The following is a 25,105-nucleotide window of genomic DNA, read 5'->3' on the forward strand; positions in this document are numbered from 1 at the left end:
CAACTTCTCCAAAATACTGAAAATTACTACCGCACTTTTGGGCGAGCAGAGAATAACTTGTGCCCGATGGCGGATAAAATTGCCCCGCATACTACAATAAACGCACCGATATAGCTAATAGTATTTAGTTCAGGGGCGGCAAAATCTGTTGGGTCGATATAGTGGGCAAGGTGCGCAAATAAAATAGTAAACAACGGAACCAAGGTAATGACCACACTGACTTTTGACACTTCCCAACGATTTAATGCTTCAGCATAAGCACCATAACCAAATAGCGTATTTAAACAACAGTAAATTAAGCAACCAAGGCTGATAGGCGTTAAGCCTTGTACTTGTGAAAATTTAGCAAAGGGCGTAAAGACAAGGGTGCAACCAAAATAGATCATCAGCAAAATTTGTTGTGAGCTGAATTTTCTTAGCATGAGTTTTTGTGCCATGCCGTAAGCAACCCATATTAAAGATGCGCTAATACTGAGAAAAACGCCGGTGGAGTAGGCATTTAGTCCGCTGAAGATTGCTAAGCGATCATTAAAAAAGAAGCCTAAGCCGATGGTTAATAAGACCAAACCGATTTTTTGGTGTAACCCTAATTTTTCTTTAAAAATCACAACACCGCAAATGAGCATACCAAAAGAGGATAAATGGATAAAAATTTGTGCAATGGAAGGTTCAATGTAATTGAGTGAGCTATTAAATAAGAAAAAGTTACCGGCTAATCCTAGTACGCCAATCATAACTAAACTGCTGTAGTAACCCAGTTTTGATGTGTTGGGCAATGCTTTTTTGTAGCCAAGGAGTAAAAATAAAACAATACTGGCAACAATAAAGCGATACCAAACAATGGTTTCCACATTCATGGCTGAAACCACTTGCTTTAACGCAATAGGCAAAGAGCCCCATGCCATTGCGGTAATGAGGGCAAAAAGAAAACCTAACATGGGTTGTTGTTTCATGATTTTACCTACAAAAAAGCCCTGCATGAGCAGGGCGTTTTATTCTGTTTTATAAAATTATTCAGTAACAATACTTACGTATTTACGGCTTTTCTCGCCTTTTACTTCAAATTTTACTTTACCATCGGCTGTCGCGAATAAGGTGTGGTCACGTCCCATTCCAACGTTGTTGCCCGCGTGGAATTTAGTACCACGTTGACGAACGATGATGCTACCTGCTAATACAGATTCACCACCGAAACGTTTAACACCAAGACGTTTAGCTTCAGAATCACGACCGTTACGAGTTGAACCACCAGCTTTTTTAGTTGCCATCTACTTGATCTCCTCTGAAATTATGCTTGAATCCCAGTGATTTTCACTTCTGTGAACCACTGACGATGACCTTGTTGTTTACGGCTGTGTTTGCGACGACGGAATTTAACGATTTTAATTTTATCGCCACGACCTTGCGCTACAACTTCAGCCACTACTTTTGCACCAGCAACTACTGGGGCACCGATTTTAACATCTTCACCATTAACGACCATCAACACTGAATCGAATTCAACTGTTGCGCCAGTTGCAAGTTCAAGTTTTTCTAAACGAACGACTTGACCTTCGCTTACTCGGTGTTGTTTACCGCCACTTTGGAAAACTGCGTACATAAATACTCCGCTATAATTGTGCTCTAATGTTGTTTCATTTCGCACATAAAATTCATATAAATAGGGCGCAAATTCTACGTAAAAATTTAGGGGATAGCAAGAACTTATTTACGATAAAATAAAAAAATTGGCAATTTAGGTAGTTTAATTTCAGAAAGGGGGAAAAATCGGGTAGAATCAACCGCACTTTCGTTTTGAATTTCATCTACTTCCCCTAATTTTAAGTGGCTTAATTATAGAAATGAATACAACAAACTTAATGGATATGAATGCAATCCAGGCGTTAAGCCAAGCGGATATGCAAAAAGTGAACGAATCGATTTTAGCCCAACTTAACTCAGATGTGGTGCTGATTAATCAATTAGGATTCTACATTGTGCAAGGCGGTGGCAAACGCATTCGTCCCTTAATTGCTGTGTTGGCGGCAAGAGCTTTAGGTTTTGAAGGACAAAAAGCCATTACCTGTGCCACCTTTGTGGAATTTATTCATACAGCGTCTTTGCTGCACGATGATGTTGTGGATGAATCAGATATGCGTCGTGGGCGTGCTACGGCAAATGCAGAATTTGGTAATGCCGCAAGCGTGTTGGTGGGGGATTTTATTTATACCCGCGCCTTCCAATTGGTTGCTCAGCTGGAATCCTTAAAAATTTTGCGCATTATGGCGGATGCCACTAATGTGTTGGCAGAAGGCGAAGTACAACAGCTAATGAACGTTAATGATCCGCAAACCAGTGAAGAGAATTACATGCGGGTGATTTACAGCAAAACCGCCCGTTTATTTGAAGTGGCAGCACAGGCAGCGGCAATTATTGCTGGCGGCAGTGAGGCGCAGGAACAGGCGCTGCAAAGTTATGGACGTTATCTCGGCACGGCATTCCAGTTAGTGGATGATGTGTTAGATTACAGCGCTAATGCTAAGGCCTTAGGGAAAAATGTGGGCGATGATTTAGCCGAAGGCAAACCGACCCTTCCTTTATTACATGCGATGCACCACGGCAATGCACAACAAGCCGCGTTAATTCGCGAAGCCATCGAACAAGGTGGGAAACGTGAGGCCATTGATGAGGTGTTAGCTATTATGGCAGAACATAAATCTCTTGATTACGCAATGGATCGTGCTAAACAAGAAGCGCAAAAAGCCGTTGATGCAATTCAAGTTTTGCCGGAAAGCGAATATAAACAAGCGTTGATTTCTTTGGCATATTTATCTGTAGATAGAAACTATTAAGATGACAGAACAACAATCTCAAAGTGCGGTCGGTTTTCAACATAAAACACGCAAACAAAAAACGCGTAAAGATCCGAATGCACCATTTATTCGTGAAAAATTGGAATTGCCCGAAGGACACAATAAACTTCTTTTGCATTCCTGTTGTGCGCCTTGCTCGGGTGAGGTGATGGAAGCCATTTTGGCATCCGATATTGAATTTACGATTTATTTCTACAACCCGAACATTCATCCGTTAAAAGAATATTTAATTCGCAAAGAAGAAAATATTCGTTTTGCGCAAAAATTTGGTATTCCGTTTATTGATGCCGACTATGATCGTCAAGAATGGTTTGATCGTGCCAAAGGCATGGAATGGGAGCCGGAACGCGGCATTCGTTGCACCATGTGTTTTGATATGCGTTTTGAAAAAGCCGCTGAATATGCTCATGAGCACGGTTTCCCGGTATTCACCAGTTGCCTTGGTATTTCCCGCTGGAAAGACATGGAGCAAATTAACGGTTGTGGTCATCGCGCGGCAGAAAAATATGACGATGTGATCTATTGGGATTATAACTGGCGTAAAGAAGGTGGCTCACAACGGATGATTGAAATCAGTAAACGCGAGCGTTTTTATCAGCAAGAATATTGCGGTTGCGTTTATTCTTTGCGTGATAGTAATAAATGGCGCGAACAAACCGGTCGTCAAAAAATTGAAATCGGTAAACTTTATTACTCACCGAATCAGTAAGTCATTCCATGTATTGATGAATGGCAGATAAATTTCAGGCGAAGCTTGCTTTTCTAGGGTGTTTTATCTGCCTTTTCTTTTTTCCCCTTCTTTATCCATTTTTATGCACGTTAGGGCGCACTGTTCCTACCTCCAACAGGTAAAAATCTCCGAAAAATCTGCTTTTTTACTAGCGATGAAAAGCGCAACTCGGTAGAATAACCAGTCAATTTTCATGAACCATTAGAGTAAATTTTAGCCAGTATGACGCAAAAACTACATATTAAAACTTGGGGCTGTCAGATGAACGAGTACGATTCATCTAAGATGGCGGATTTGTTACACAGCACACACGGTTTGGAACTTACCGAGGTGCCGGAAGAAGCGGATGTTTTATTGTTAAATACCTGTTCCATTCGTGAAAAAGCACAGGAAAAAGTCTTCCATCAATTAGGTCGTTGGAAAGAATTAAAGAAAAATAACCCGAATTTATTGATTGGTGTAGGCGGTTGTGTGGCATCGCAGGAAGGCGAACACATTCGCACCCGCGCGCCTTATGTGGATATTATTTTCGGGCCGCAAACATTGCATCGCTTACCTGAAATGATTAACCAAATCCGTGGCGGAAAAAGCTCTGTCGTAGATATTAGTTTCCCGGAAATTGAAAAATTTGACTGTCTGCCGGAGCCTCGTGCAGAGGGACCAACCGCATTCGTTTCCATTATGGAAGGCTGTAATAAATATTGTACTTATTGTGTGGTGCCTTATACCCGTGGTGAGGAAGTAAGCCGTCCGGTAGATGATATTTTATTTGAAATTGCGCAGTTAGCCGCCCAGGGCGTACGTGAAGTGAATTTGCTTGGTCAAAACGTGAATGCTTATCGTGGCCCGACGTTTGACGGTGAAATTTGTACTTTTGCAGAATTATTACGTTTAGTGGCAGCCATTGACGGCATTGACCGTTTGCGTTTTACGACGAGCCATCCGATTGAATTCACTGACGACATTATCGATGTGTATCGTGACACGCCGGAACTTGTGAGTTTCCTTCATTTGCCGGTGCAATCCGGTTCAGACCGCGTTTTAACCATGATGAAACGCGGGCATACAGCGCTTGAATACAAATCCATTATTCGCAAACTAAAAGTGGTACGTCCGAATATTCAAATCAGTTCTGACTTCATTGTGGGTTTCCCGGGGGAAACCAATGAAGATTTCGAGCAGACCATGAATTTGATCGCTCAAGTGAATTTCGACATGAGTTTCAGCTTTATTTATTCTGCCCGTCCTGGCACACCAGCGGCAGATTACCCAGATGATGTGACTGAAGACGAGAAAAAACAACGTTTGTATTTGTTGCAACAACGCATCAACAATCAAGCGGCTCAATTCAGTCGCGCGATGTTAGGTACGGAGCAACGCGTGTTGGTAGAAGGCCCATCGAAGAAAGATATTATGGAATTAACCGGTCGTACGGAAACCAACCGTATTGTGAATTTCCAAGGTACGCCGGAAATGATCGGGAAATTTGTCGATATTAAAATCACCGATGTATTCACGAACTCCCTACGTGGTGAAGTGGTACGCACCGAAGACCAAATGGGCTTGCGTGTGTTGCAATCGCCACAAATGGTAATTAACCGCACCCGTAAAGAAGATGAACTGGGAGTAGGCCGTTACACCGGCTAATTTATCTGATCTGAATGAAAAAACCTCGCGATGTTTGCGAGGTTTTTTATTTCGACTATTTCTGCTTTTCGAGGAAGATTAAATATTCCTCTAACATTTCGATGGCTTCCAAACAACGAGCGCGACGTTGTTCTAGTTGTTCCAGTTTTAATCGGTTAAATGGAAGTTCCTCTCTCTGCGCTTCACTTAAACTGTCTTGCTCATGCTGAATTTTCTCATTAAAAGACGCTAAATATTCATAATATTTTGCCAATCGTTCGCGCGGTGGCAAACTGTGTACGGGATGCTGACGTTTATTTTGCGGTTTATTTTCTTCTTTATCTTTAACCGGAAAGAGCTGCGCATTTTGTTGTTGACGCGTTAAGGCATCCGAAAGTGCGGTGCATTGTGCGGATAGTTTTTGCGTATAAAACTGCCAGGCTCCAATGTTATTGCTTTCAACCTGTTCAAGCTGCACGAAGGTGAGTTCTATTTGCTCAAAATAAAATGCCGTTTTTTGCCAATTTTCCGTAAACAGATTGGGTGAAAATTTGGCATAAACAATCTCTTCTTTTTGCGAGGCATAACGTGCAAAGAAATGCTGAAGGCTTTGTTTTAAGCGTTGTGTGGAAATGTTGTTCATAGACATAAAAAAGCAAAAGTGCGGTGGAAAATTTATTTGTTTTTCCGACCGCACTTTAAGTTTAGAGAGTCATTGCTGCAAGCCAACCGAAGGCTAACAACGGAATGTTATAGTGAATGAACGTTGGCACAACAGAATCCCAAATGTGGTCGTGTTTACCGTCCATATTCAAACCGGATGTTGGCCCTAAGGTTGAGTCAGACGCTGGTGAGCCCGCATCACCTAATGCCGCCGCAACGCCGACGATAGACACTGTGGCAAGTGGTGAGAAGCCGAAAGACAAACAAAGCGGTACATAAATTGAGGTGATGATTGGCACGGTAGAGAAGGAAGAACCGATCCCCATGGTGATCAACAAGCCGACGAATAACATTAAGAACGCTGCAAGTCCTTTACTTTGTAACCCTTGCCCTAAGGTTTGCACTAAGTCAGTTACACCGGTAGTTGTGTTAATCACATTGGCGAAACCGGAGGCAGCGATCATCACGAAACCGATCATGGCCATTAAGCGTAAGCCTTGTTGGAAAATATCGTTACTTTCTTTTAGCTTAAAGATGCCGAACACAGCGAAAATGACTAAACCGACTAAACCACCGATGATCGTAGAGCTTGTGACTAATTGTGTGGTGAAGGTTGCTACAATCGCGACAAGGCTTGCGGTGATTTGTTTTGGTGTAATGTTAGCAATGTGTTGCTCAATGTCTTGTGTTGTTGGTTCTGCTGTGGTGACGGCATATTCACGGGGTTTGCGATAAGTGATAAATACGGCAGTCAATAAACCTAAAATCATCCCGGTTACCGGAATCATCATAGCGAGGGAGACTTCACCTACCGTTGTTTGTAACCCTAATGAGGCACCAACATTATTAATATTTTTAACTAAAATGCTTTCGATAAAGATTTTACCGAAACCCACCGGTAATAACATATAGGTGGCGGTTAAACCGAAAGTGAGGACGCAAGCTACGGCGCGACGGTCAATTTTCAACTTGTTGAACACGGCAAGTAGCGGTGGAACAACAATTGGAATAAACGCAATGTGTACCGGCAACAAGTTTTGTGAGGAAATCGAGAACAACACCAAAATCCCCAATAACGCATATTTGAACATGGCAATCCCATTGGCAGAGGGGGTTTTGTTCATGCGGGTAATGACTTTATAGGCGAGCAAATCAGTGATGCCTGATTTGGAAATGGCAATGGCAAATGCACCAAGCATGGCGTAGTTCATTGCCACTTCAGCACCGCCGCCGAGGCCGCCGGTAAAGGCTTCAATAGTTTTTGTTAGGCCTAAATCACCGATTAAACCTGCTGTGAGGGCAGAAATAACCAAGGCAACGACCACGTTAATTCGCAGCAAGCTGAGAATCAGCAAGACCGCGATGGAAATAACAACTGGATTGGTTAGCATTTTTTTGTCCTTATGAGTTAAGTTATTGATAATTTACTAGAGAAATAAAATTTGTCTAATAAAATCATCGGCTAATTTCAGAGGAATTTATTTTTACGTAAAAAAAAACAAACCCCTCGAAAGTCAACTTCCGAGGGGTTTTAAAGGATAACGTTTTATTCGTGCCTGCTCAGAAGTCATCTTCCAAGCACACCAAATACCTGAAAGATCATTCAGTTACGTGGTGATGATGGTGACGACGAATAAAGCGCATTTGGGAATCTCCTATGTGAATTGCTTTCTAAACTACTGGAAAATATTTTTTATCGCAAGTGTTTTTTCAAAAAAATGTAAAGTGCGGTCAATATTTTTGATGTTTTTTAATTTTCCGCTATGACATGCGGAAATCCGCCCAAGTGTTTTAAATGATTTACCATATAACAAAACAGTTCTGCTGTGCGTTCCGTATCATATAGCGCAGAATGGGCTTGTTGGCTGTCAAAAGCAATTTTGGCCGCTTGGCAGGCTTTAACTAATACCGTTTGTCCGAACATAAAACCGCTTAATGTGGCGGTATCAAAAGTGGAAAACGGATGAAATGGGTTGCGCTTGGCGTTCATACGTTGCGCCGCTGCCATCACAAATCCATGATCGAATGACGCATTATGCGCGACGATGATTGAACGTTGGCAGTCAGCATCTTTTTGTGCCTTACGTACCATTTTAAACATCTCGCTAATAGCGATATTTTCACTCACGGCTCCACGTAATGGGTTGTCGATGTCGATACCGTTAAATTTGATGGACTCAGGATCGATATTGGCGCCTTCAAAGGGTTGAATGTGAAAATGACATTTTTGGTCCTGCACTAAGTTGCCGGCGTCGTCCATTTTTAGGGTAATGGCTGCCAGTTCTAATAGCGCATCGGTTTTGGCGTTTAAGCCGGCGGTTTCCACATCGATTACCACCGGTAAATAACCGCGAAATCGTTGTTTTAGTAAGTTGTAATTAATTGTTTCTTGGGCTTCAGACATAGCTCATCCTAAAAATAAAACGTGGATTATCGTTTATAATCCACGTTAAAAAACACTTGAATTTTTTACCGCACTTTAGAGGGCAACTTAGTTGCCTAAGCCGGCTTGTGCGCTTTGATTTTCGATGAATTCAATTTTGTAACCGTCCGGATCTTCCACGAAAGCAATCACGGTTTTACCACCTTTTACCGGGCCCGGTTCGCGCGTAACATTGCCGCCCGCCTTGCGCACCGCTTCACAGGTCGTATAAATATCATCTACACCAATAGCGATATGACCGTAAGCATTACCTAAATCATATTTCCCTACGCCCCAGTTATAGGTTAATTCCAATACGGACGCTTTGTCTTCATCATCGTAACCTAAAAATGCCAAAGAATATTGGTATTCCGGATTTTCACTGGTACGCAATAAACGCATGCCCAATACATCTTGATAAAACTGAATAGAACGTTGTAAGTCGCCGACGCGTAACATGGTATGTAAAATTCGCATGATATTCTCCATCAAATAAATAAAATTGTGCTAATTATGCCACAGAATCATGGCGTTTTCTTTGGAAAATAAAAAGGATTAAGCTCAGTTGAACTTAATCCTTCAAAAGAAATTTAAAAAACGCAGTAAAATCCCACCGCACTTTTCAGGTTTAGAACGTGTAGTTTACACTTAAACGAACGTCACGGCCCGGCTCAGGCAAGGTGGATACGCCTGCGCGTTGGCTGTGGCTACGATAGTATTTGTTGAATGCATTGTTTAACGCAAGGTTGACATTTACGCTTTCAACCGGTTTCCATGTGATATAGAAATCGTTGACGCCATAGCCCGGACGTTTTGTGGTGGTTGAGCCGCCGCCACGATTGCTGGTTGTGGAATCGTAGCTGGTATGTTGTACAAAACGGCCTTTCCAACCGATTTCAACGTCAGGTTGTTCGAAGTGGTAAGACACACCGGTGGTCCAAGTACGACCGATCGGAATGGCGGTTACAGTGCTATCCACTGTTCTGCCGTTTAATTCCGGTTTACTGTAAGCCACGCCTGCACGCAAGGTTAAGCCTTCGTATTTATAGGCTGCACCTAATTCATAACCATGATTTCTTAATTTGCCTGCATTTTGGATTTCATAATAACCCGGTCTGATTTGCGTAAAGGCGTGCGTATCTTGGATCGTTTGCCAGAAATAACTTCCGTTCAAAGAAAGGCTGTCGGCTAATTTATAGTTGAAGCCTACTTCCGCGTTGCGCGATCTTTCCGGTTTAATGTTATTGGCAATGGAATACACTGCAGGTTTTCCTCGAGTCGATCCTGAAGAAAGCATAACTTCAAAGAAACGAGGACTTCGGGTAGCGTAGTTTAAGCTGGTATTTAAACTTAAATCATTGGTCACTTCATAAATTAAACCGACACTTGGGTTTAGGTTTCCTTTACTGGATTTTGAACCGTCCATTGCATGGAAATTGAAGTGGTCATAACGCAAGCCGGTCGTTAATGTAAACGCCCCTAAGCCCCAAATGCCCTCGGCATAAACACCCACTTCACGTTTCTTTTGGGTCTTCATTTGGACGCCGTTTTGAACGGTGAGTGAGTTAGGCTTACCTTCTTGATCGCGGTAATTGATACCGTATTTGATTAAGTGAGACTCACCGATTGGAGAATCCAGGTTTAAGTTTGCACCATTGGCAATTAAACGGGTTCTGGAACGTTCACTTGGCTCTTCACGGCTAATTACACTACGCCATACATTAGCCTTAGCATTGCTGATAAAGCCCATGTTTTTACCGGTCCATTCAATCTTGCTAGTATCGTTTGTGGTGATGCGATAGCGAGGGGCGTTATTTGCCGTATTCGGAATTTTGTTACCATCACGATCTAAAACATACCAAGTATTCCCTTCTTGGCTTAATTTATAGCCTTTTGCACTCTGTTCCCTTGTTAGCGTCGGTGGATTGCCGTTTTGCGCACTGGCGGTTAACCAATCTTGCGAAAAGTCAAACTCTTCACGAAGTGCGCGAACGCCGTAATGACGCTCTTGACGGTGGCTTAATTCGATACGTTGATCTTCAGTAATATCAACCCCAACTTTGGCGAGTAAACCACGTTGATGTAATGAACTGTTTTGAACTTTTGTACCACCTTCCAAATTACGGAAATTATGACCGCCTTTATAGTCGCTTTCATTTACCCAATTACCGGAAAGTAATACATCCATCGCTTGGGCGCGTGAATAAACGGTTGCGCCTTTGCTCCAGCCTTTGTTTGAGCTGACGCCGGCATTTAGTTTAAAACCAATGTCTTGACCGTCTTTCAGGAGATCTTTTGCACTCACGGTTTCTGCCACGATAGCACCGCTGGTTGCACCAATGCCGGCACTGGCTGACCCCGTCCCTTTTTGTACGCTCACTTTCTTGAATAGTGCCGGGTCAAACATGAAACGGCCTTGGTGGTGGAAAAGTTGGGCGTCGGTATAAGCATCATCCACTTTCACATCCACTTGATCTTGCCCCATCCCGCGAATGGTAAACCATTGTGATGTGCCGCGACCGCCACCGAAGTTAATCGCCGGTTCGTCTTTTAATAAACCTTTTAATTCGGTTTCCGTGCTGCGATTAATCGATTCAGTTGTAATCACATTGGTTTTACTTTTGGCACCGGTATTTTCAGACACCACGTTAATGATCTCTAAATTTTCTGCATAAACTGCAGTGGTAACTAATATTGCGAGGGGAAGCAATGAAAAATGTTTGCGCATAAATGCTCCTTTAAAGGTTGATCAAAGGTGAAATTTACAGCGTGGCAATTTAACGTATTTGCTTAATTCATGCAAATGATAATTATTATTAATTATTAAATTATTTCTAATGGTATTTTATGGATAAAAATGTATGTGTTTTTTGTTAAAAGAGACGGAAACTGTAAGCACTATTGATATGAGGAAAGAATGAACATGAGAAGGAAAATCCCGCAAAATCTCACCGCACTTTTGCTTTTTCTCCTAAAAATTGACTAAAATTCCTTAACTTTTCACCGCGGATTGCAAGGAAACGAAAATATGAATCGAACAGGGTTATTCAACTTATCTTGGGAACGTTATCTTAATTTATTGTTTCTCTTGTTAACGGTCGGTTTTCTTACTAGCGGCGTTGTCACATTCATTGCCGCGAACTGGGATTATCTTTCCGATTTAACGAAGATTTATGGATTGCAAACGTTGTTCGTTTTTTCTGTGATTATAGGCGGTTATTTTTTTATGCGCGAAAGTCGTCAATTAGCAGCGGAGAAATTAAAACTTGTTTCGGTTGCGTTCTTCTTTGGTACTGCCGTGCTGATTGGCGCTACCTTGGCACTCGTTGGGCAAACATATCAAACGGGCGCGAATACATGGGAATTGTTTGCCATTTGGTCGGTGTGCCAAATTCCATGGTTGCTTTTGTTGCCTAATGTTGCTTCCGCTTTATTGCTGATTGTCACAGCAAATTTAGCTTTGTATTTACTTCAGATCGATAATTATGACTATGCTGCTGTTTATGGCGTATTTCTCAACGCTATTGGCTTGGTATTCAGTGAAGTTTTTACACGACAATTACATGACGAACGTTGGCGAATCTTACCCAAAATCTTGCTTGGTTTTGTGATCATACATCTCTTCGGCATTCGTTTTATGGCCTATGACACGATGTTTGATACTGATTTTGGTTGGTTTTCGGTGCTAAATTTCTTGATCGTGAGTGTGCCTTCTGCCGCATTATTTTATTTTTATAAGCAATATCGTTTTGATTTCACCAATTTAATTGCAAGTGCATTGGGGATAATTGTTGCCTTTAGCATGTTGCTCTTTTCTCATATCAATTCTGCGGATGCCGTTTTTTCGAGTGGTTTGTTGATTTTTGTGCTGACGATCTTGGCAATGAAATATCTGTACAAGCTTTATCAAGCACGTTATCCGCAACATAAGAAAATGCCTTGGGCATTATCCGTTCTATTTATTTTTGCCATTCTCATCGGTATGGTCACCGCCATTATTTGGGCGGCGTTTATTCTTGATATATCTGACCCGTTGCTCTCTGTACTTGCTTTGGCGATCGCAATGTTGCTTACCGCACTGGGATTACATCGTGCTTATCCGCAAGCAAGTAATGAAATGTCGCTAGTGGTTGGTATTTGTTTTTTGATGGGATATGGTTTACTTGGTGGTTATTTATGGTTTGATCATTTGGAGAGTGAGTCTAGCGAAACAACGCAGATTTTTGTACCGTTGTTGTTTTCCTGTGTGGTCGGTGCTTTTTATTTCGTCCGTAAAGAAGTTTGGCTACAAACCTTAACGGTAGTAAGTATCTTAAGCATGTGGCACCTCAGTTACGTGGAGGACATTGCATCCGGTTCTTTGTCTTTGACTTATCTTTCTATGTTGTGCTGTATTTGTGTTTTTGTAGGGCAGTTCTTATGGATGATAAAACACCAGCAGAGCGAGGCAGTAACACCGCTTGCTTGGGGGCTTTTATTTTTTAGTCTCAGCTCTTGGATGTATTCCGCGTCCCAAGCATTCTTTCCTTGGATTCATCATTTCAGCGAGGTCGCCGACGAGTTACCGTCCATTGATACGTTCTCAGACTTGTTTAATGTCATTACCTATGGTGCTTTTTCACGAGCGACATTGACATTTTCATGGTGGGTGCCGTTTTTTGTTTGTCTTACACCTTTCTGTGTTTATTGGGTTATCAGCTTCTTTTTTAAATCTGCGCTGGCGGAAAAGTGGTTTATTGCCATTGTTTTCACGCTCTTTACGATTAGTTTTGTGGCTCAACCGTCTATTTTATTTTTTATTGCCCTGTGGTTGATTGCCTATGTTTCGGCAAGCCGATCTTTATTTTTTATCGCTTTATTGGCGCTCATTACAAATTTAGCGCTTTATTATTACATGCTCTTTATCCCATTGCTTTATAAGTCGTTTTTACTCTTATGCTTTGGCGCATTGTTTTCTTGTGTGGCATTTTATTTGCATTGGAAATATAAAGTGACGACACAAAGTGCGGTGGATTTTTCTGGTGTTTCTAAAAGAAAACCGTTGATAGCACTGCTTATCGCGTTACTGATGTTATCGCCATTAAATTATAAGGTATGGCAATTTGAAAACGTGTTAGCGAGCGGTAAGCCGATCGTGCTAAAAATTGCGCCGATGGATCCGCGTTCGTTAATGCAAGGGGATTATATGTCCTTGAATTACGCCATTTTGCAGGATATTGCAGCGCAACTTAATGATGAGCCCGACCAACTAAATGACGAGCAAATCCGTGAAAAGGATATTTGGCAGACAACGAGCAAACGACAACCTAAACGGGTTTATGCCTTAATTCATCAAAATGAGCAGGGCATTGCTACCTTATGTCGCGTGGAAAAAACTAAACCGACGGATTTCACGGGGTGCGAACCAAACCTGTATTTACCGATTAATAACACTGGCTGGTCGCCGGCATTGCCAAGCCAAGAATATTTCTTTGCAGAAGGAAAAGGGCAATATTATGCGCAGGCAGAGTACGCCGAATATCGTTTTAAAGACGGCATTTTATTGCTTGCTCGTTTGTTGGATCAGAGTTTAAAACCTTTATAAAAACGAGAATAAGGTTGTCGATAGATAAGAAAAAAGTGCGGTGGATTTTTAAAACGTTTTACGTCCACCGCACTTTTTTTATTTTGAGCTTGCGCTTATTTCATCGCAATCATAGAACCGAAGTTAAAGCATTGGAACCAAAGCTCCACATGAGAAAAACCGACATTTTTTAACCGTGCTTTATGGGTTTCAATGCTGTCTGTGCGCATCACATTTTCAAGTGCGGTGCGTTTTTGGCTCACTTCTAATTCGCTATAACCGTTGGCGCGTTTAAATTGATGGTGGAGATCAATCAGCAATTCATTGGTTTGTTCATCCTCAAAGCGGAATTTCTCTGACAGCACCAATACGCCGTTTGGATTTAATCCTTGATGAATTTTTTCCAACAACGCCACGCGATCTTGTGGTGGCAGAAATTGCAGGGTGAAATTCAAAATCACCATCGATGCGTTTTTGATCTCAATGTGGCGAATGTCGTCACAGAGAATCTCAACCGGAATATCACTGTGGTAGGCGGCAATGTGTTGGCGACAACGTTCCACCATCGGTTGGGAATTGTCCACCCCGATAATTTTTACATTGGGTTGGTTGATATGACGACGAGCGGAAAGGGTCGCCGCCCCACGGGAACAACCTAAATCATAAACGTTGCTGTTTGCCGTCACAAAACGCTCGGCAAGCATACCGATGGCAGTGATGATGTTGGAATAACCCGGTACAGAGCGTTGGATCATGTCGGGAAACACTTCCGCGACGCTTTCGTCAAAGGTAAAATCGCCCAATTTTTCAATAGGCGCAGAGAATAGGGTGTCTTTCATGTTTTTGCGATGCAATGATTTGAAATAAAAAGTGCGGTTATTTTAGAGAAAGTTTTTAACTGAGCAAATAAATTTCGCTTTCCAATTCAAAAGCCCAGGCAATTTCCGTATAATCGCACGGTTAATTTCTCTTTAATGATCCAGAATATAATAAGGAATAAAAAATGATGCGTTCACATTATTGCGGTGCGTTAAACCGCGCAAATATCGGTCAGGAAGTAACATTAAGCGGTTGGGTTCATCGCCGCCGCGATTTAGGTGGGTTGATCTTTATTGATATGCGCGATCGTGATGGCATCGTGCAAGTGTGTTTCGGCCCGAAATACCAAGAGGCGTTGACCGCGGCTGCTGGTTTGCGTAACGAATTTTGTATTCAAATCAAAGGTGAAGTGATTGCTCGCCCGGATAACCAAATCAATAAAAACATGGCGACCGGTGAAGTGGAAGTATTGGCAAAAGCATTGAAAATTTACAACACTTCCGATGTGTTGCCGTTAGACTTCAACCAAAACAACACGGAAGAACAACGTTTAAAATACCGTTATTTGGATTTACGCCGTCCGGAAATGGCACAACGTTTGAAAACACGTGCGAAAATCACCAGTTTTGTACGTCGTTTCATGGATGACAATGGTTTCTTAGATATTGAAACGCCAATGCTAACCAAAGCAACACCGGAAGGCGCGCGTGACTATTTAGTGCCGAGCCGTGTACATAAAGGCAAATTCTATGCCTTGCCACAATCACCACAGCTTTTTAAACAGCTTTTAATGATGTCCGGTTTTGACCGTTATTATCAAATCGTGAAATGTTTCCGTGATGAAGATTTGCGTGCGGATCGTCAACCGGAATTTACCCAAATCGATGTGGAAACCTCTTTCCTGACAGCGCCTGAAGTGCGTGAGATTATGGAACGCATGGTGCACGGTTTATGGCAAAATATCATTGGTGTGGATTTAGGCAAATTCCCGGTGATGACTTGGCATGAAGCGATGAATCGCTTTGGTTCCGATAAGCCGGATTTGCGTAACCCGCTTGAACTAGTCGATGTTGCAGACCTCGTTAAAGAGGTGGATTTCAAAGTGTTCCAAGGACCGGCCAATGATCCAAATGGTCGTGTGGCTGTCATTCGTGTACCAAATGGCAGCGAAATTACACGTAAACAAATTGATGAATACACCCAATTTGTTGGGATCTACGGTGCGAAAGGTTTGGCTTGGGCGAAAGTGAATGATATCAATGCGGGCCTTGAAGGCGTTCAAAGCCCGATTGCGAAATTCTTAAATGAAGACGTATGGAAAGCGTTAGCAGAACGCGTGAAAGCACAAAATGGTGATATCTTGTTCTTCGGTGCAGATAAATGGCAAACCACCACTGATGCCATGGGCGCATTGCGTTTGAAACTGGGTCGCGATCTCGGCTTAACCCGTTTAGACGAATGGCAACCGCTTTGGGTCATTGATTTCCCTATGTTCGAACGTGATGATGAAGGCAATTTGGCGGCAATGCACCACCCATTCACATCGCCGCGTGATTTCACACCGGAACAATTGGAAGCGGATCCGACAAGTGCGGTCGCTAATGCTTACGATATGGTCATTAACGGCTACGAAGTCGGCGGCGGTTCTGTGCGTATTTTCGATCCGAAAATGCAACAAACTGTATTCCGTATTCTTGGCATTAACGAACAAGAACAACGCGAAAAATTTGGTTTCTTGTTGGATGCATTGAAATTCGGTACACCGCCACACGCAGGTTTGGCATTCGGTTTAGACCGTTTAACCATGCTTTTAACCGGCACTGAAAATATTCGTGATGTCATCGCCTTCCCGAAAACCACGGCAGCGGCGTGCTTAATGACCGAAGCGCCAAGTTTTGCGAATCCGCAGGCATTAGGTGAGTTGAGCATTCAGGTTGTAAAAGCTGAGTAATGTTGAAATTTAAATAATAAAGTGCGGTCAATTTTGACCGCATTTTTTATGGAGAGTAAATGAAGCAACCTACATCATTAAAAGTAATTGCAGGGATTAATATCCTTGCTTCAGTGATTGGATTTTTGTTAGTTTTCTATACCTTATGGGATGGGTGGCGAACTTTAGGATATGTAGTTCCTGGAGTTATCCCCTATTTGATTTTTGCATTTGTAGTTTCTTTCCTTGTATTTTTATCTTCTATTGTTATGCTTGAAGGTAAATCATGGGGAAGAACACTCTATATAGTGATAGGATGTTTGTCTGTTGTCAGTGATTTTATCGATGGCGGATATGCAGATAAAGATGCAATTAGAAGTCTAATTACATTATGTATTTGGGGATTTTTCCTATATCGTCCAATTATTAATGAATATTTCAAGTCTTCAAAAATAGAAAACGTTCAAAATAATTAGTTTCATTATTCTTATGGTGCGGTCAAAAACTCAACGGATTTTGACCGCGATTTCTTTTTTAGATAAAAAATTTTATCTACTAAAATAAATTGCTTTTTTGGTGTGATAACTTGCATTACTTTTTGGTTTTGAAGTTATTAACTAAAATTTTCAATAAATCAAAATTTTATTCTTTTATTTCTCTCTGGATAGAATTTTATTTTCTTTACTGGGTTGTGAAATTCTATTATAAATGAGTCCTTTCCCGCATTTATGGTCAATTTATAAGAGAGAATTTTATGAGTGAAGTTTCAAATTCAGTAGAAAAATCCACGTGGGCGACTAAATTCGCTGCGTTAGGTCCGGGCATCGTTATGGCATCGGCTGCCGTTGGTGGTTCGCATATTATCGCTTCCACCCAAGCGGGTGCGATTTATGGCTGGGAGTTAGTGAGCATTGTGATTCTCGCTAATTTATTTAAATACCCGTTTTTCCGTTTCGGCGTGCAATATACCTTAGATACCGGCAATACCTTGTTGGAAGGTTATCGCCAAAAAGGGCAATTCTATTTGTGGTTGTTCCTTGCGTTAAACATCTTTGCTACGGTCATTAATACGGCAGCGGTGGGCTTATTAACCGCCGCGATCTTAACGTTTATCATCCCTATTCCGTTGCCAATGCCGGTGTTGAGTTCATTGGTAATTGTCGTGATTACCGGCATTTTATTGTTAGGGAAATACCGCTTATTAGACAGCTTATCGAAAATCATCATGATCGCGTTAACCGTGACAACAGTCAGTGCCGTGGTGATTGCGTTTATGCGTAATGGCATGCAAGGTGTTGCACCGGCAGATTTCATTGCGCCTTCCCCGTGGGAATTAAGCAAATTGGCATTTTTGGTGGCATTAATGGGTTGGATGCCGGCGCCGATTGAAATTTCTGCGATTAACTCCATGTGGGTGGTGGCAAAACGTCGCTTGACCAAAGTGTCTTATCAAGACGGTTTGTTTGACTTCAACGTTGGTTACATCGGTACGGCGATTTTAGCGGTCGTGTTCTTGGCGCTTGGTGCGTTGGTACAATTCGGCTCACCTGAAACCGTGGAAATGGTGGGCGGTAAATATATCGCGCAATTAATCAATATGTATGCCAGCACCATCGGTGAATGGGCGCGTTTATTGATTGCCGTGATTGCCTTCATGTGTATGTTTGGCACAACTATCACCGTTATCGACGGTTATTCCCGTACCAACGTCGAATCCTTGCGTTTATTACTTGGTAAACGCGAAAGCACAGTAAGAACCTTGAATATTGCCATGGTGCTTGCCGCTGCCTCCGGTTTGGCGATTATTTTCTACTTTAATAACGCCGTTGGCCCGATGTTGAAATTCGCGATGATTGCGTCCTTTGTTTCTGCGCCGGTCTTTGCATGGTTGAACTTGTCCTTAACCATGAAAGCGAAACACAGCGTGAAAGGCGGATTATTGTGGTTGTCCTTTATCGGCTTATTCTATTTAACCGCGTTTGCCGCACTCTTTATTGCACAGCAAGCCGGCTGGTTAGGCTAAAAATTTCTCTAAAAACGACCGCACTTTAAGGGTTTCTTTAAAGTGCGGTTCTTGTTTACGTTATTTTGCGTGAAAATACATGGCGAACTTTTTATTTGCGTGGATATCCATTTGAAATACAAAAACAACCAATCTGTCCTTGTTGTCATTTATGCCAAAGAGAGCGGCAGAGTACTCATGCTACAACGGCGAGACGATGCGGATTTCTGGCAATCTGTAACCGGTTCCCTCGAGGAAAATGAAATACCGTATGACGCGGCAGTGCGTGAAGTTTGGGAAGAAGTGCGGTTAAAAACGCCGTCAAAAAGCACCGCACTTTGGGATTGTCATGAAAGCGTAACGTTTGAAATTTTTCCGCATTTCCGCTATAAATACGCACCGAATGTTACCCACTGCCGAGAGCACTGGTTTTTGTTGGCAGTGGAGCAGGAATTTACCCCTGAATTAACCGAACATCTCGCTTTTCAATGGGTTTCGCCGGCACAAGCGATTCAAATGACGAAATCCCCTAATAACGCGGAAGCGATAAGAAAATATTTATTTAATTTGACAAAATAGAAGGAAAACAACATGGCAGGCCATAGTAAGTGGGCAAATATTAAACACCGTAAAGCGGCACAAGATGCGCAACGTGGCAAAATCTTTACTAAATTAATTCGTGAATTGGTAACCGCTGCAAAAATTGGTGGCGGCGATGTGGGATCGAACCCACGTTTACGTGCGGCAGTGGATAAAGCGCTCAGCAACAACATGACCCGTGATACCATTAACCGTGCTATTGAGCGTGGTGTTGGTGGTGGCGATGACACCAATATGGAAACCAAAATCTATGAAGGTTACGGCCCGGGTGGCACGGCTGTCATGGTGGAATGTTTAAGCGATAACGCCAACCGTACCATTTCCCAAGTTCGTCCAAGTTTTACCAAATGTGGCGGTAACTTAGGCACGGAAGGCTCAGTTGGTTATTTGTTCAGTAAAAAAGGATTGATTTTAGTTCTCCAAGCGGATGAAGATGCACTAATGGAAGCGGCAATCGAAGCGGGTGCAGATGATGTTCAACCACAAGATGACGGTTCTTTCGAAATTTATACCGCTTGGGAAGAATTAGGTGCTGTGCGTGACGGTATTGAAGCCGCCGGTTTTAAAATTGAAAGCGCTGAAGTGACAATGATTCCATCAACAACCGTAGATTTGGATGCGGAAAATGCACCGAAACTATTGCGTTTAATTGATATGTTGGAAGACTGTGATGACGTACAAAACGTTTATCACAACGGTGAAATCAGCGATGAAGTCGCTGCAATGCTATAAGGAGCATTTATGAAATTTGTTAAAGTATTATCCGCGGTTGCAACGGTTGCTATTTTGAGCGCTTGCTCTCATGCAACGGCAAAAATGGAGCAAAAAACAGCTGGTGCCATGGCGAGTATTACGGATAAAACAGTAGTGTATTCTTGCAACAAGAAAACCGTGACTGCCGTGTATCAATTTGAAGGTCAAGAACCGACAGGTGCAATGGTGATGGTCGGCAATAAAGTGATCGCTAAAGACTTTGCTCGTGATGCCGCTCAAAAAGATTTTACCGCATTTACTTCCGGCAACTATGTGTGGAATGTTGACAGCGGTTTAACCTTGGATAAATTTGATTCTGTCGTACCGGTAAATCTTTTACAAAAAGGCAAAAAATCCGACAAGATTATTGTGAAAAACTGTGATGTGAACGCGAAAGCGACCGCAAAAGCAAATCAATAAACTTTCACTTCAAATAAAAACGGCTAGGTCTTCTAGCCGTTTGTTTTATACCTGATTATGACAATTATTTTAGGCATTGACCCCGGTTCTCGCGTGACCGGTTATGGCGTTATCCGACAAACCGGTCGACAATTGGAATACCTTGGCAGTGGTGCCATTCGCACTCAAGTAGATGAGTTGCCAACCCGTTTAAAACGTATTTATGCCGGTGTGACGGAAATCATCACGCAATTTCAACCGGATATGTTTGCGATTGAACAAGTGTTTATGGCGAAAAATGCGGATTCAGCCCTTAAACTAGGGCAGGCACGTGGCACGGCGATTGTTGCGGCAGTGAATCATGATTTGCCGGTGTTTGAATATGCCGCCCGTTTAGTCAAACAAACCGTGGTCGGTATTGGTTCGGCGGATAAGGTTCAGGTACAAGAGATGGTCACCCGAATTCTTAAACTTTCCGATAAGCCACAAGCTGATGCGGCGGATGCTTTAGCGATCGCCATTACGCATGCCCATTCCATACAGCACTCTTTCCATGTGGCAGATGCCGCGGGTCAAAATGAAACGCAGGAAAAATTGACCGCACTTTTACGCACTCGATATAGTCGAGGCCGTTTCCGTTTAAAAATTTAACTGGATATTTATCCAGTTTTATTTTATGCTACGCACAATTTTTTACAGTTAACGAGAATTGCTATGATTGGTCATCTCACCGGTATTTTAATGGAAAAACAGCCGCCGGAAATTTTGTTGGATGTGCAGGGGGTCGGCTATGAATTGTTGTTGCCGATGACAAGTTTTTATCATCTTCCGGAAGTTGGCAAACAAACTAGCTTATTTACCCATTTGGTCGTGCGTGAAGATGCTCATTTACTCTTTGGATTTGCACAAAAAACAGACCGCACTTTATTTCGTGAATTGATTAAAACCAATGGCGTAGGTCCTAAATTGGCGTTGGCAATTTTATCTGCTATGTCGGTGGATGAGTTTGCTTATGCCATTGAACGTGAAGAGCTGTCAAAATTAGTGAAGATTCCCGGTGTTGGTAAAAAAACCGCAGAAAGACTCTTAGTTGAACTCAAAGGCAAATTTAAAGGCGCAAAAAATAACGACTTCTTTATGCAAGCGGATCATTTGCCAAGTTTTAGCATGGAAACCGTCTCAATCGCTGAGCCTTCTAATGAGGCTGTTGCCGCATTGATCGCCTTGGGTTATAAGCCACTTGATGCGGAGAAAATGGTGAAAAAAGTCTCTAAACCGGCGCTTTCCAGTGAACAGTTAATTCGTGAAGCTTTAAAAGCCGCGTTGTAATTTGAGATAGACAAGATGATTGAAGCAGACAGAATTATCAGTGCTACGGCAAAATTAGACGAAGATGTTATTGATCGTGCCATTCGTCCAAAATTGCTGGCGGATTATGTGGGACAACCACAAGTTTGTGAACAAATGGAAATTTTCATTAAAGCGGCACAATTACGTCAGGATGCGTTAGATCATTTGTTGATTTTTGGCCCGCCAGGATTAGGAAAAACCACACTGGCTAATATTGTCGCCAACGAGATGGGGGTAAATATTCGCACGACGTCCGGTCCGGTTTTGGAAAAGGCGGGTGATTTAGCCGCAATGCTGACAAATCTTGAACCTCATGATGTGTTGTTTATTGATGAAATTCATCGCCTTTCACCGGCCATTGAAGAAGTATTGTATCCGGCAATGGAAGATTATCAGTTGGATATCATGATTGGTGAAGGCCCGGCTGCCCGTTCCATTAAATTGGATTTACCGCCTTTTACGCTTATCGGTGCTACAACTCGAGCCGGTTCTTTAACCTCGCCATTGCGGGATCGTTTTGGGATTGTGCAACGCTTGGAATTTTATTCCGTGCTGGATTTAACGTCCATTGTGTCAAGAAGTGCGGTCTGTTTGCAGCTTAAAATTGATGATTCGGCAGCCTATGAGATTGCTCGCCGTTCTCGCGGAACGCCGCGGATTGCGAATCGCTTATTACGTCGAGTACGAGATTATGCTGATGTGCGTAATAACGGCGTGATTACCGAAGCCATTGCGAAAGCGGCGCTGTCTATGTTGGATATTGACGATGCCGGTTTTGATTATTTGGACAGGAAGTTGCTGACGGCTGTTTTAGAGCGTTTTGATGGTGGTCCGGTGGGATTAGACAATTTAGCGGCAGCCATTGGCGAGGAACGGGATACCATTGAAGATGTGTTGGAGCCTTATTTAATTCAGCAGGGATTCTTACAACGAACACCGCGAGGAAGAATAGCAACCTCAACAACTTATCGCCATTTTGGCATTGAAAAACTTTCCCGAGAAGACTAAAAAATAAAAGGCTTATTGATTTTCAATAAGCCTTTTATTTTTATCTTGTGATTATTGTTGCTGTTGTTTCATGCTGTTGAGTTTCGCTAATGCCACATCGCAACTTTTGATCTGTGTCGCCAATTCCATTTCAAGAATTTGCTGTTTGCTTTGATTGAGTTTGCTGCGAATCTTGTTTACTTGAGTATGTGTGCCGGGTTGTTTTTCTGCTTCAGCAATCAGGTTTTCAGTTTCATTGAATAAATCCTTGCATTGCTGTGGCATTTCTGATGATTTCTTTGCGCTATTTTCAGCGGCATTTACTACATTTGAAAAACTCATCACGGTGGTAACCATGCAAAGTGCGGTCAAAATTCGTGTTGTTTTTGTTGCCATTTGAAATACCCTTGAACCATTCAAGTAAAAAGTAATATGAATAAACTGGCAGGGAAACTATCAAAATGTTGGTTAAAAGTCCAGAATTTCTTTCTAAATTTGTGATCTGGCGAATTTTGATTTGATAAATGTTGCAACTTTGTTTAGAAAACATATAATTTGACGCAGATCAATTTTGCTTGAAATGCTTATTTTTAGTTATTGTTGATTTAGTTCGAAAAATGTGAGCTAGGCAACATTTCTACTATTCTTTATCCCTATGTTTAGTAGTAGAATATGCCACTCATTTGGGTTATCTGTGTAATAATCGACTTAAACAACTGCAACTAGCGGTCATTATAAAGATAATCTTACATGAAAAATTCAAAAGATATTTTGAGTTTGTGGGGTGATTACGAAGTAATCATAGAATTTAAAAACTTGTAGCTTTTACAAGGAGCCGAGATGTTAGACGTTGTTGAACTCTCAAGATTACAGTTTGCTTTAACCGCGCTGTATCACTTCATTTTTGTACCGCTGACACTTGGATTGTCTTTCGTGCTTGTCATCATGGAAACAATCTATGTCGCAACGGGTAAAGAAGTATATAAAGATATGACAAAATTTTGGGGTAAGTTATTTGGTATTAACTTTGCCCTAGGCGTAACGACCGGTATCATTATGGAATTCCAATTTGGTACAAACTGGTCTTACTATTCTCACTATGTGGGTGATATTTTTGGTGCGCCATTGGCGATCGAAGCATTACTTGCATTTTTCTTAGAATCCACCTTTGTTGGTCTATTTTTCTTCGGTTGGGATCGCTTAACGAAGGGAAAACACTTATTAGCAACCTATTGTGTGGCGTTCGGTTCAAATCTTTCTGCCATGTGGATTTTGGTTGCAAACGGTTGGATGCAATCTCCTGCAGGTTCTGAATTTAATTTTGAAACCGTGCGTATGGAAATGACGAGCTTCTTGGATTTATGGTTAAATCCGGTAGCACAAAGTAAATTCTTACACACGTTAACGGCAGGTTATTCAACTGGTGCAATGTTTGTATTAGGAATCAGTGCATTCTATTTATTAAAAGGTCGTGATATTGGTTTCGCTAAACGTTCATTCTCTGTGGCGGCAACTTTTGGTTTTATCGCTGCATCAGCGGTATTAATTATGGGTGATGAATCAGGTTACGACATCGGTAAAGCACAACCTGTGAAATTAGCTGCAATGGAAGCTGAGTTTGAAACTCATCCTGCACCGGCGCCATTCCATCCAGTTGCGATTCCAAATACTGCAGAAATGAAAAATGATTTTGCGGTTGAAATCCCATATTTAGGTGGTTTAATTGCAACGCGTTCTTTAGACACTGAAATTGTTGGTTTGAAAGAGATTCAAGAGAAAAATGAAGGTCGTGTTCGTAACGGTATGGTTGCTTACGATTTATTCACACAATTAAAAGCAGAGAAAAAATCAGCAGGTCACGTAAATCCAGAAACTAAAGCAAAATTTGATGAAGTAAAAGGCGATTTAGGTTTTGGTTTATTATTAAAACGTTACACAGATAAAGTTGTTGATGCAACAGATGAACAAATTAAACAAGCGGCTCGTGATACTATTCCAAACGTAGGTCCTAACTTCTGGGCATTCCGTGGTATGTTAGCGGCAGGTGGCTTAATTATTTTATTGACCTTCGGTGCATTTGTTCAGAATTTACGTAATAAAGTCACTTCTTCTCGCTTATTACTTAAAGCATTGCTTTGGGGTATCCCATTGCCAATCTTAGCGATTGAATTTGGTTGGTTCTTAGCTGAATTTGGTCGTCAACCATGGGCGATTTATGAAGTATTACCGGTGGGTGTGTCTGCCTCTAACTTGAGTGTAGGTGACTTATGGTTCTCTATCGGTTTAATTTGTGTACTTTACTTCTTCTTCATCATTGCGGAAATGTATTTGATGTTTAAATATGCACGTTTAGGTCCAAGTGCATTGAAAACCGGCAAATACTATTTTGAGCAATCATCTAAATAAGCA

The 25,105-nt window shown here is 41.9% G+C and carries 24 protein-coding genes and 1 other annotated feature; of the genes, 14 read left to right on the forward strand and 10 right to left on the reverse strand.

Annotated features, from left to right (window positions below; translation table 11 throughout):
• Positions 1–26 precede the first annotated feature (26 nt).
• Genes DK415_RS00990 through rplU form a run of 3 tightly spaced genes read right to left on the reverse strand, consistent with a single transcriptional unit; the run spans position 27 to position 1,600 of the window.
• Entirely contained in the window at positions 27–953 is a 927-nt protein-coding gene (locus tag DK415_RS00990; RefSeq protein ID WP_109432049.1) for a DMT family transporter, read from the reverse strand.
• Between the two features lie 57 nt (positions 954–1,010).
• Positions 1,011–1,268 (reverse strand): 50S ribosomal protein L27, encoded by a 258-nt coding sequence (rpmA, locus tag DK415_RS00995; RefSeq protein WP_005539872.1) that lies wholly within the window; start codon positions 1,266–1,268, stop codon positions 1,011–1,013.
• Between the two features lie 20 nt (positions 1,269–1,288).
• Positions 1,289–1,600: a 50S ribosomal protein L21 gene (rplU, locus tag DK415_RS01000; protein ID WP_006719042.1), complete on the reverse strand. Its 312-nt coding sequence runs from the start codon at positions 1,598–1,600 to the stop codon at positions 1,289–1,291.
• Positions 1,601–1,859: 259 nt separating this feature from the next.
• Here rplU and ispB point away from each other — a divergent pair, with 259 nt between their 5' ends.
• The 3 genes from ispB (at position 1,860) to miaB (ending at position 5,229) form a co-directional block, all read left to right on the forward strand.
• Positions 1,860–2,831 (forward strand): octaprenyl diphosphate synthase, encoded by a 972-nt coding sequence (gene ispB / locus DK415_RS01005; protein ID WP_162540449.1) that lies wholly within the window; start codon positions 1,860–1,862, stop codon positions 2,829–2,831.
• A gap of 1 nt (position 2,832) precedes the next feature.
• Complete coding sequence (locus DK415_RS01010) at positions 2,833–3,561, forward strand: epoxyqueuosine reductase QueH (protein ID WP_109432051.1); 729 nt, start codon at positions 2,833–2,835, stop codon at positions 3,559–3,561.
• Between the two features lie 243 nt (positions 3,562–3,804).
• Complete coding sequence (gene miaB / locus DK415_RS01015; protein WP_109432052.1) at positions 3,805–5,229, forward strand: tRNA (N6-isopentenyl adenosine(37)-C2)-methylthiotransferase MiaB; 1,425 nt, start codon at positions 3,805–3,807, stop codon at positions 5,227–5,229.
• Positions 5,230–5,284: 55 nt separating this feature from the next.
• Here miaB and priC read toward each other — a convergent pair whose 3' ends face one another.
• The 5 genes from priC to DK415_RS01040 all read right to left on the reverse strand — a co-directional run bounded on the left by priC (position 5,285) and on the right by DK415_RS01040 (position 11,021).
• Positions 5,285–5,851, reverse strand: coding sequence for a primosomal replication protein PriC (gene priC / locus DK415_RS01020; protein WP_109432218.1), 567 nt, complete (start codon positions 5,849–5,851; stop codon positions 5,285–5,287).
• Between the two features lie 61 nt (positions 5,852–5,912).
• Positions 5,913–7,262 carry a Na+/H+ antiporter family protein gene (locus DK415_RS01025; RefSeq protein WP_109432053.1) on the reverse strand — a complete coding sequence of 450 codons (1,350 nt, stop codon included), beginning with the start codon at positions 7,260–7,262 and terminating at the stop codon, positions 5,913–5,915.
• Between the two features lie 104 nt (positions 7,263–7,366).
• Positions 7,367–7,495 (reverse strand) — a sequence feature (His leader region).
• Positions 7,496–7,621: 126 nt separating this feature from the next.
• Positions 7,622–8,275 (reverse strand): ribonuclease T, encoded by a 654-nt coding sequence (gene rnt, locus DK415_RS01030; protein WP_109432054.1) that lies wholly within the window; start codon positions 8,273–8,275, stop codon positions 7,622–7,624.
• 87 nt (positions 8,276–8,362) lie between these two features.
• Positions 8,363–8,770 carry a lactoylglutathione lyase gene (gene gloA, locus DK415_RS01035; protein ID WP_109432055.1) on the reverse strand — a complete coding sequence of 136 codons (408 nt, stop codon included), beginning with the start codon at positions 8,768–8,770 and terminating at the stop codon, positions 8,363–8,365.
• 151 nt (positions 8,771–8,921) lie between these two features.
• A complete protein-coding gene (locus tag DK415_RS01040) occupies positions 8,922–11,021 on the reverse strand; it encodes a TonB-dependent receptor domain-containing protein (RefSeq protein WP_109432056.1) in 2,100 nt (699 codons plus the stop codon).
• 300 nt (positions 11,022–11,321) lie between these two features.
• Here DK415_RS01040 and DK415_RS01045 point away from each other — a divergent pair, with 300 nt between their 5' ends.
• A complete protein-coding gene (locus DK415_RS01045) occupies positions 11,322–13,877 on the forward strand; it encodes a GDYXXLXY domain-containing protein (protein ID WP_109432057.1) in 2,556 nt (851 codons plus the stop codon).
• A 95-nt stretch (positions 13,878–13,972) separates the two neighbouring features.
• Here the strand turns inward: DK415_RS01045 and cmoA are convergent, their stop codons facing one another.
• The gene (gene cmoA / locus DK415_RS01050) at positions 13,973–14,695 is read right to left on the reverse strand and encodes a carboxy-S-adenosyl-L-methionine synthase CmoA (RefSeq protein WP_109432058.1); all 723 of its coding nucleotides are present in this window, start codon (positions 14,693–14,695) and stop codon (positions 13,973–13,975) included.
• Positions 14,696–14,859: 164 nt separating this feature from the next.
• Here cmoA and aspS point away from each other — a divergent pair, with 164 nt between their 5' ends.
• From aspS to ruvB, 9 genes are all read left to right on the forward strand, one after another.
• Positions 14,860–16,626 (forward strand): aspartate--tRNA ligase, encoded by a 1,767-nt coding sequence (gene aspS / locus DK415_RS01055; RefSeq protein WP_109432059.1) that lies wholly within the window; start codon positions 14,860–14,862, stop codon positions 16,624–16,626.
• Positions 16,627–16,685: 59 nt separating this feature from the next.
• Complete coding sequence (locus DK415_RS01060) at positions 16,686–17,081, forward strand: hypothetical protein (RefSeq protein WP_109432060.1); 396 nt, start codon at positions 16,686–16,688, stop codon at positions 17,079–17,081.
• A 278-nt stretch (positions 17,082–17,359) separates the two neighbouring features.
• Positions 17,360–18,628 (forward strand): NRAMP family divalent metal transporter, encoded by a 1,269-nt coding sequence (locus DK415_RS01065; protein ID WP_109432061.1) that lies wholly within the window; start codon positions 17,360–17,362, stop codon positions 18,626–18,628.
• A gap of 111 nt (positions 18,629–18,739) precedes the next feature.
• Positions 18,740–19,186, forward strand: a complete 447-nt coding sequence (nudB, locus tag DK415_RS01070; protein WP_109432219.1) for a dihydroneopterin triphosphate diphosphatase — start codon at positions 18,740–18,742, stop codon at positions 19,184–19,186.
• Positions 19,187–19,198: 12 nt separating this feature from the next.
• Positions 19,199–19,939, forward strand: coding sequence for a YebC/PmpR family DNA-binding transcriptional regulator (locus tag DK415_RS01075; RefSeq protein ID WP_109432062.1), 741 nt, complete (start codon positions 19,199–19,201; stop codon positions 19,937–19,939).
• 9 nt (positions 19,940–19,948) lie between these two features.
• Complete coding sequence (locus DK415_RS01080) at positions 19,949–20,380, forward strand: hypothetical protein (RefSeq protein WP_109432063.1); 432 nt, start codon at positions 19,949–19,951, stop codon at positions 20,378–20,380.
• A 57-nt stretch (positions 20,381–20,437) separates the two neighbouring features.
• Positions 20,438–21,010 carry a crossover junction endodeoxyribonuclease RuvC gene (ruvC, locus tag DK415_RS01085; protein ID WP_109432064.1) on the forward strand — a complete coding sequence of 191 codons (573 nt, stop codon included), beginning with the start codon at positions 20,438–20,440 and terminating at the stop codon, positions 21,008–21,010.
• Between the two features lie 63 nt (positions 21,011–21,073).
• Positions 21,074–21,688, forward strand: coding sequence for a Holliday junction branch migration protein RuvA (ruvA, locus tag DK415_RS01090; protein ID WP_109432065.1), 615 nt, complete (start codon positions 21,074–21,076; stop codon positions 21,686–21,688).
• A 15-nt stretch (positions 21,689–21,703) separates the two neighbouring features.
• Positions 21,704–22,717, forward strand: coding sequence for a Holliday junction branch migration DNA helicase RuvB (gene ruvB / locus DK415_RS01095; RefSeq protein WP_109432066.1), 1,014 nt, complete (start codon positions 21,704–21,706; stop codon positions 22,715–22,717).
• Between the two features lie 51 nt (positions 22,718–22,768).
• On the opposite strand, the gene DK415_RS01100 is transcribed toward ruvB, so the two are convergent.
• On the reverse strand, positions 22,769–23,038 hold the full coding sequence (locus DK415_RS01100) for a DUF5339 domain-containing protein (RefSeq protein ID WP_420884504.1): 270 nt from the start codon (positions 23,036–23,038) through the stop codon (positions 22,769–22,771).
• 498 nt (positions 23,039–23,536) lie between these two features.
• Between DK415_RS01100 and DK415_RS01105 the strand changes: the two genes are divergently transcribed.
• Positions 23,537–25,102 (forward strand): cytochrome ubiquinol oxidase subunit I, encoded by a 1,566-nt coding sequence (locus DK415_RS01105; protein WP_109432068.1) that lies wholly within the window; start codon positions 23,537–23,539, stop codon positions 25,100–25,102.
• Positions 25,103–25,105: the final 3 nt, after the last annotated feature.

This window comes from Aggregatibacter segnis, from assembly GCF_003130075.1.
GTDB classification, from domain to species: domain Bacteria; phylum Pseudomonadota; class Gammaproteobacteria; order Enterobacterales; family Pasteurellaceae; genus Aggregatibacter; species Aggregatibacter segnis_A.

What these genes read in the sequence shown, in the direction of transcription:
- rplU (WP_006719042.1), bottom strand. Translation starts at nt 1,600, where the DNA reads ATGTACGCAGTTTTCCAAAGTGGCGGTAAACAACACCGAGTAAGCGAA.
- DK415_RS01075 (WP_109432062.1), top strand. Translation starts at nt 19,199, where the DNA reads ATGGCAGGCCATAGTAAGTGGGCAAATATTAAACACCGTAAAGCGGCA.
- cmoA (WP_109432058.1), bottom strand. Translation starts at nt 14,695, where the DNA reads ATGAAAGACACCCTATTCTCTGCGCCTATTGAAAAATTGGGCGATTTT.
- aspS (WP_109432059.1), top strand. Translation starts at nt 14,860, where the DNA reads ATGATGCGTTCACATTATTGCGGTGCGTTAAACCGCGCAAATATCGGT.
- rpmA (WP_005539872.1), bottom strand. Translation starts at nt 1,268, where the DNA reads ATGGCAACTAAAAAAGCTGGTGGTTCAACTCGTAACGGTCGTGATTCT.
- DK415_RS01025 (WP_109432053.1), bottom strand. Translation starts at nt 7,262, where the DNA reads ATGCTAACCAATCCAGTTGTTATTTCCATCGCGGTCTTGCTGATTCTC.
- ruvC (WP_109432064.1), top strand. Translation starts at nt 20,438, where the DNA reads ATGACAATTATTTTAGGCATTGACCCCGGTTCTCGCGTGACCGGTTAT.
- ispB (WP_162540449.1), top strand. Translation starts at nt 1,860, where the DNA reads ATGGATATGAATGCAATCCAGGCGTTAAGCCAAGCGGATATGCAAAAA.
- DK415_RS01010 (WP_109432051.1), top strand. Translation starts at nt 2,833, where the DNA reads ATGACAGAACAACAATCTCAAAGTGCGGTCGGTTTTCAACATAAAACA.
- DK415_RS01080 (WP_109432063.1), top strand. Translation starts at nt 19,949, where the DNA reads ATGAAATTTGTTAAAGTATTATCCGCGGTTGCAACGGTTGCTATTTTG.
- gloA (WP_109432055.1), bottom strand. Translation starts at nt 8,770, where the DNA reads ATGCGAATTTTACATACCATGTTACGCGTCGGCGACTTACAACGTTCT.
- DK415_RS01045 (WP_109432057.1), top strand. Translation starts at nt 11,322, where the DNA reads ATGAATCGAACAGGGTTATTCAACTTATCTTGGGAACGTTATCTTAAT.
- DK415_RS01040 (WP_109432056.1), bottom strand. Translation starts at nt 11,021, where the DNA reads ATGCGCAAACATTTTTCATTGCTTCCCCTCGCAATATTAGTTACCACT.
- DK415_RS01100 (WP_420884504.1), bottom strand. Translation starts at nt 23,038, where the DNA reads ATGAGTTTTTCAAATGTAGTAAATGCCGCTGAAAATAGCGCAAAGAAA.
- priC (WP_109432218.1), bottom strand. Translation starts at nt 5,851, where the DNA reads ATGAACAACATTTCCACACAACGCTTAAAACAAAGCCTTCAGCATTTC.
- DK415_RS01105 (WP_109432068.1), top strand. Translation starts at nt 23,537, where the DNA reads ATGTTAGACGTTGTTGAACTCTCAAGATTACAGTTTGCTTTAACCGCG.
- ruvA (WP_109432065.1), top strand. Translation starts at nt 21,074, where the DNA reads ATGATTGGTCATCTCACCGGTATTTTAATGGAAAAACAGCCGCCGGAA.
- rnt (WP_109432054.1), bottom strand. Translation starts at nt 8,275, where the DNA reads ATGTCTGAAGCCCAAGAAACAATTAATTACAACTTACTAAAACAACGA.
- DK415_RS01060 (WP_109432060.1), top strand. Translation starts at nt 16,686, where the DNA reads ATGAAGCAACCTACATCATTAAAAGTAATTGCAGGGATTAATATCCTT.
- miaB (WP_109432052.1), top strand. Translation starts at nt 3,805, where the DNA reads ATGACGCAAAAACTACATATTAAAACTTGGGGCTGTCAGATGAACGAG.
- DK415_RS01065 (WP_109432061.1), top strand. Translation starts at nt 17,360, where the DNA reads ATGAGTGAAGTTTCAAATTCAGTAGAAAAATCCACGTGGGCGACTAAA.
- DK415_RS00990 (WP_109432049.1), bottom strand. Translation starts at nt 953, where the DNA reads ATGAAACAACAACCCATGTTAGGTTTTCTTTTTGCCCTCATTACCGCA.
- ruvB (WP_109432066.1), top strand. Translation starts at nt 21,704, where the DNA reads ATGATTGAAGCAGACAGAATTATCAGTGCTACGGCAAAATTAGACGAA.